Annotated in this window: 4 protein-coding genes and 1 tRNA gene; 2 read left to right on the top strand and 3 right to left on the bottom strand. The window is 30.1% G+C overall.

All coding sequences use genetic code 11. The annotated features are described in order from the left end of the window. The 3 genes from ASC36_RS07635 to ASC36_RS07625 all read right to left on the bottom strand — a co-directional run. Positions 1-280: hypothetical protein (locus ASC36_RS07635; protein ID WP_221400571.1), on the bottom strand; the 280-nt coding region annotated here is incomplete at its 3' end. A gap of 163 nt (positions 281-443) precedes the next feature. Continuing rightward, positions 444-517, bottom strand: a tRNA-Arg gene (locus ASC36_RS07630). A 31-nt stretch (positions 518-548) separates the two neighbouring features. Then, a complete protein-coding gene (locus ASC36_RS07625; RefSeq protein ID WP_055425903.1) occupies positions 549-3,998 on the bottom strand; it encodes a glycosyltransferase family 117 protein in 3,450 nt (1,149 codons plus the stop codon). Positions 3,999-4,195: 197 nt separating this feature from the next. Here ASC36_RS07625 and ASC36_RS07620 point away from each other — a divergent pair, with 197 nt between their 5' ends. Next, positions 4,196-5,704 (top strand): GH3 auxin-responsive promoter family protein, encoded by a 1,509-nt coding sequence (locus ASC36_RS07620; RefSeq protein WP_055425902.1) that lies wholly within the window; start codon positions 4,196-4,198, stop codon positions 5,702-5,704. A gap of 48 nt (positions 5,705-5,752) precedes the next feature. After that, the gene (locus ASC36_RS07615; protein ID WP_055425901.1) at positions 5,753-6,607 is read left to right on the top strand and encodes a glycosyltransferase family 2 protein; all 855 of its coding nucleotides are present in this window, start codon (positions 5,753-5,755) and stop codon (positions 6,605-6,607) included. Positions 6,608-6,842: the final 235 nt, after the last annotated feature.

The raw sequence follows: 6,842 nt of genomic DNA, 5'->3' as shown, positions 1-6,842 counted from the left end.
CATCTTCTAAAGTACGGCAGTTATCAGATAATACAAACTCTTCTACTTCTCTAAATATACGATGAGCTTTAGCTGTTATCGCCGTAGCGTTAGGGTGATTTTTACAGGTAAATCCATTTTTATCGGAATATTCGGATGGTTTTAATTTTATATAGGTATTTATGAATATCCGGTTAATGGTTTTATTTTGCCGTACCTCAATATGCAGAGGAGCTGCAGACTTACCTTTTGCTATTTCATTACGCCTGTCGTAAACAAATCGTAAGCTCAAATTATCCATATTTTGATTGTGTTAAATTGTATCAAAAGATTTGATACAAATGTAAAAAAATGTATCAAAAATATGGCATAATACAGCATTTTTTGTCATATTCAAAAATTGCTAAAATTCAATAAAAACCTTTGTATAAAAGAAAAACCCGCTATATAAGCGAGTTTTTAAGTGACCACGGAGGGATTCGAACCCCCAACCCTCAGAGCCGAAATCTGATATTCTATCCAGTTGAACTACGTAGCCAACAAATATTTTCTGCAATAATACTAATAATTTATTCTAACTTCATAATAATATTTGAAATTTCTTCAGACTTTTCTTTTTCATATACAGAATCAATAGGATGCAATACTTGAAGCAACTGCCCATACGAGTACATGAGATTCTGAAGAGATATTTTTTGTCCTTTTGCATTATTTTTTCCAAGCATTTCAAATGTTTTCAATCTTTTATCTAACGGTTTTAAAGATTCTGTAATATAAGCAATTGCTTTATCTCTCTTATTTAATTCCAGATAAGTATTTGCAATATTATCAACGATAAGTGTATAATAGCTGGATAATTTACTCATATCATCAGTTGCAAAGGTTTGATCGTGTGGAGATAGTGATAAGTAATAATTTAATTCTTTAAATATTTGGTTTTTATAAGCTTCTGCTAATTTCAACCCTTCTTTTTCTTTACCTATAAGGAAATAACCGGATATGATAGAATTATAAGAAGGCGTAGCCGGATACATATTTAATGGTATTTCTTTATTTATTAATTCTAAAATATCATTAGCCCGTTTTTTATCTCCACTTTTTGCCAAAGCAATAGCTGCTCTTCCACAGGACATCCTGTAATTTAAAATATTACTTCTACAAGTTTCATCAAAATAAGCTTTAGGATCTTTTAAATTTCCAAATTTATAGTTCATAACCAAGTTATAAATGGTATTGGGATTTATTCTTCCTTGTTCTCCGGTATTGGTATCAGGTGTATAAATAGGAACTAATTTTGAAACTAAACCTTGATATTCCAAGTAATTTTGTGTAAACATGATATTAGATTGAGAATAAGTACCCCCTGAACTAAAATATATGGAACGATCCCAATTATAATTGGCAAGTAAATCCAGTACAGCTAAACCGTCCTTATATAATGTTTGTTTATTAATTTTCAACACAACATTATTTACCATCATTTTAGAATCTTCAGGTTTAACTATTCCATATTTTAAGGCATTCTCTTTATTTACAGGCAAGCATATTTTATTTACAGGAATAAATCCTACATCAGCTCCTCTATAATCTCTTTCAGTTACATAAGTATATAACTCCTTAATTGCAGATTGATCTTTCTCATTCTTAAGAAAATTTATAGCTTCTTTAGCTGATAGGCTGTCTTTAATTGCATATTTTTTAAACTGTGCGATATCAGCAGGTATACTGTCTTCCGGAAGATTATCAAAAATTTGCTTCCAAAAATCACGAGTCAATAAAATAATTTGATCATTAACCCCATCTCTATATTCTTCATGTTTTAATGAAGAAGGTATACCGGGTGCCTTGTATGTTCTTCTTTGAACCTGATCAATATACCATGCTGTACCCAACAAGGTAAAGTTAACCACTTTGGCATCCGATCTAAATTCTTCGGTTTCTTGCAATGCCCATAAAGGGTATGTGTCGTTATCTCCATATACAAAAAGTATTGGATTGTTACTATCTAAACTTTGTAAATAACTTTTTGAAAAATCATAAGCAGTATATCTCTTACTTCTATCATGATCATCCCAATTTTGAAATCCCACCAAAATAGGAACTCCTAATGAGAGAAAACCAATAAATAAGCCTATTTGCCTTTGTTTGAATTTATTTAATAAGTACATGATTGCTGTCACTCCCATTCCAATCCAAATAGCAAAGGTATAGAATGAAGTCACTAATGCATAGTCTCTTTCTCTTGGTTCAAAAGCTTTTATACTGGTATATAAAATAATACCTACACTGGCTAATAAAAATATAGCGATTAATGAAAAATTTCTTCCGGGGTCTCTGTTCAATTGAAAGAAGAATCCTATTAAACCTAGCAGTAATGGTAAAAAATAATATTGGTTGGTAGCTTTGTTCACATATGCTGCAGGTAGCTTATCTTGATCTCCTAATCTTAAATTATCAAAATATTTAATACCGCTGATCCAATTTCCTTTAGTCGATTCGTAATTTCCTTGTAAATCATTTTGACGACCGGCAAAATTCCACAAAAAATATCTTATGAACATATACCCCATTTGATAGGTCAACATAAAATCCAAGTTTTGTCCTAACGTTGGCTTTTTAACATTGATAAGTTCATTTTGTTTAGCTATTTGATAATCACGAACTGATATTTCACCGGAATTTTTTTTCCTGATCAACTCATCAAAAACTTTTTGCGCTTCAGGATTACCGAAATATTTTGAATTTAAGGTAAAATTAGGATACCCTTCCATTAATCCATAATTTTCTATAACACTCGGATCCGGATTATACATACGCGGAAATATGCTCACCTGCTCAGGATTGAACTTATAACTAATTCTTCTTCCTGTTTCAATATATCTTCCCGTTTTTTCGTCCTTTTCATATATAGGGCCATTGTCATTAGTTCCTATAATTCCGTTAGGATCTAGATATGCCGTATAGTTAGCTCCATATAATACCGGCCAATCTCCGTATTGAGCCCTATTATAGTAATCCAACATTCCTATTGCATTATCCGGATCATTTAAATTGATAGGAGGGTTAGCTTTAGCTCGTATGGGCAACACGACCCAGCTCGAAAAACCAATAAGCATAAATAAAATAGATAAAATAACGGTATTACCTGTCTTATATCCATGTTTGGAGGTATATCGTAAAGCAAAATAAAAGGCAACTATTAAAATTAAAAATGCCACAACAGAACCTGTATTAAATGGCATTTGAAGATTATTTACAAAAAATATTTCACATTTTCCAAAAAATGACATGGTAAATGGAAATATAATTTTAAATACAGCTAAAAATACACCTCCAATAGCAATATTGGCCAATATAAAGTTCTTCCAAGTAAAGGAATATTTTTTAGCGTAATATATATAACCTAGGGTAGGAACTACTAATATTACCATTAAATGAATTCCTACAGACAAACCGATAAGTAGAGAGATTAGTATAAGCCATTTATCTGAACGGGGATTTGATAAATCATTTTCCCATTTACACATAAGCCATAGCAATAATGCGGTAAAACATGATGCAGCTGCATAAACTTCTCCTTCTACAGCAGAAAACCAAAAAGTGTCGGTATATGTAAATGTTAAAGCCCCTACAGCCCCACTTAATAAGATGGTAGCTTTTTGATATGAGGTTAATTCTTGGGGGGCTGTATGTACGAATAAAATCTTTCTAACCATATGAGTAATGGTCCAGAATAAGAAGAGTATGGCAAAAGCGCTCATAATTGCAGACATAGCATTAATAACTATAGAATATTTAGTAGGATCGCCAAAGGCTAAAATCGCCCAAACTGATCCCAATATCTGAAAAAATACCGCGCCCGGTGAATGAGTAACTTCTAACTTTACGGCTGAAGAAATGTATTCGCCACAATCCCAAAAGCTAAAATTGGGTTCAATAGTTAATAAATAGGATATAGCAGCTATTAAAAAAACTCCCCATCCGATAAGGTTATTTAATTTATTGTAACTTAACTTCATTTTACCTTAATTATTGTTTGCGAATATACTAATAATATTATTTTTAAAAGTTTCAATCCAATGTTTTATTCTCTATTTGTAATTAAAACTAAGAAAGAATTTTTAAAAAAAATTATAAGTTTTATCAGTAATTAAATTTTTAATATACTAAAATTAAATTGCGATATTTGTTTAATCATAAACTCATACTGTTTACAATGGGGCTTTTAAAAAATAAACTTGCACAAGGGTGGGCTTCCTTACATATTAAAAAAGATAATATATGGACTAACCAACCTATAGAAACACAATATTATTGGTTTGAAAAACTCATAAAAGAATCTCAAAATACTAATTTTGGCATTGACTACTGTTTCTCTGAAATAGTTACCGTTTCAGATTTTCAAAAGCAAGTTCCTGTACAAAATTATGAAAGTCTTAGACCTTATATTGAAAAAATCAAGCTGGGACAAAATAATGTATTATGGCCTAATAAGCCCCTTTATTTTGCTAAAACCTCAGGCACTACTTCAGGAACTAAATACATCCCTATTTCTAAAGAGTCCATGCCCTTTCATATAGAAGGTGCCAAAAGTGCTTTACTTTATTATATTTATAAAAGAAAAAATCCAAATTTCATTAATGGTAAAATGATTTTTTTACAAGGAAGCCCTGTTTTGGAAAATAATAATGGTATAATGACCGGTAGGTTGTCAGGAATTTCTGCACATTTTGTTCCTAAATATCTTCAATATAATCGTATGCCTTCTTGGAAAACTAATTGTATCGAAGATTGGGAAACTAAAGTTGATAAAATTGTAGAGGAAACTGTTAATAAAAATATGACTTTAATAAGTGGCATCCCACCTTGGTTGGTCATGTATTTTGAGAAATTGATTGCTAAATCCGGAAAATCTATAAGTAAAATATTTCCTAATTTACAACTTTTAGTAACGGGGGGAGTAAATTATAAGCCTTATGAAGATAAAATAAATGAATTGATTGGTAAAAAGTTGGACATTATTCAAACATATCCTGCTTCTGAAGGATTTATAGCCTTTCAAGATAATGTTGATGAGGAAGGATTGCTACTTATGTTAAATCATGGTATTTTTTATGAATTTATTCCTTCGGAAGAAATTGGAAAAAAGAATCCAAAACGTCTTACTTTGAAACAAGTTGAATTGAATACGGATTATGCAATACTTATAACCACTAATGCAGGGTTGTGGGCCTATGAAATAGGAGACTTAGTTAGATTTATAAATAAAAATCCATATAAAATCATAGTTACCGGTCGAACTAAACACTTTACTTCTGCATTTGGGGAACATGTAATTTCTTTAGAAGTTGAAGAAGCAATTAAGGAAGCCATGGAATTAACAGGTTGTATAGTTCAAGAATTTACTCTTGCTCCCCAAGTGAACCCTTTGGAAGGTTTACCCTATCATGAATGGTTTATAGAATTTGAAAAGCCTCCCATCAACATTTCAGAGTTTGAATTAAATTTAGATCAAGCCTTAAGAAAAAGAAACACTTACTATAATGATCTTATTATCGGTACTATATTAAGACCTTTAAAAATTACAATAATTAAAAAAGGAGGGTTTAATGAATATATGAAAGAAATCGGTAAACTCGGCGGACAAAATAAACTTCCACGATTATCCAATGACAGGACGATTGCCGATACACTTGAAAAATATGTTTTGAATGGTTATGAATAAGTCCCAGTTATGAACTTAAAGCGTAAAATAAATAGAATACTATAGTCATTGAAAATTTTAGTTATAATACCCGTTTTTAATGAATCTAAACATATAGTAAAATGTTTACATTCTTTACACAAACAAACTTATAAAAATATCCAATGGATATTAGTTAATGATTCTTCAACGGATAACTCTAGAGAAATTATTGAAGAATTTATCCAAGATAAGCCGTCCTTCAACCTTATTAATTTAGTTAATAAATCCGAGCATATTCCGGGAGCAAAAGTAATTAAAACTTTTTACGAGGGTTTAAATTCAGTAGATTGGAAACAGTATGATATTTTAGTTAAACTGGATGCAGATATTATTCTACCAAGAAATTATTTTGAATTAATCGTACATGAATTAAAAAACAATCCTAAAATCGGGATTATAGGTGGATTAGTTTATATTAAAAAAGGAACACAATGGATGTATGAAAATATTTCAAATAAGAATCATGTACGAGGTCCTATAAAAACTTATAGAAAAGAATGTTTTATAGATATAGGAGGACTTCGAATGATGTTAGGATGGGATAATCTGGATATTTTACTTGCACATATGCACAATTGGGAAGTTAAAGTTATAAAGAACCTCTTTGTAAAACACTTAAAGCCAACTGCACAAATATATCAAGAAACTAAATCTCGTAAATTAGGAGAGTATTTTTACAATATCGGCCTTTCAAAAAAATTAGCCTTGATATCATGTGCAAAAGCTTCATGGAAAGACAGATCTTTACAGCATTTTTTAATTTCATTTAAAACTTTCCTTGCTTTTGAAAGAAAGAAAAAAGAAAGAATTATTTCTCAACAAGAAATCGATTTTATTCGAAAAATTCGTTGGAATGAAATAATTAATAGATTTAAATGGTAAAAATTTCCAAGATACTATTTATATCATAAAAATTTTGATAAATTTAACGTATTATTAATGGATTTACTGTAACGTAAATAAAAGTAAGGTTTATAGGATTTTTCTTTAGGAATTTGTTTAGATTTTCACCAAACGGATCGCTGATCATTTTAAAAATCTAATTTTAAAGGTATCTAAATTTTTAAATAAAATATCTGTTTCTTATGAAATATCTAAAATTAGAATAAGTAACCAT

This window comes from Apibacter mensalis (assembly GCF_001418685.1).
In the GTDB taxonomy this organism is placed as follows: domain Bacteria; phylum Bacteroidota; class Bacteroidia; order Flavobacteriales; family Weeksellaceae; genus Apibacter; species Apibacter mensalis.
The sequence above is the reverse complement of the archived record's forward strand: the minus strand, read 5'-3'. Positions and strand labels throughout refer to the sequence as shown.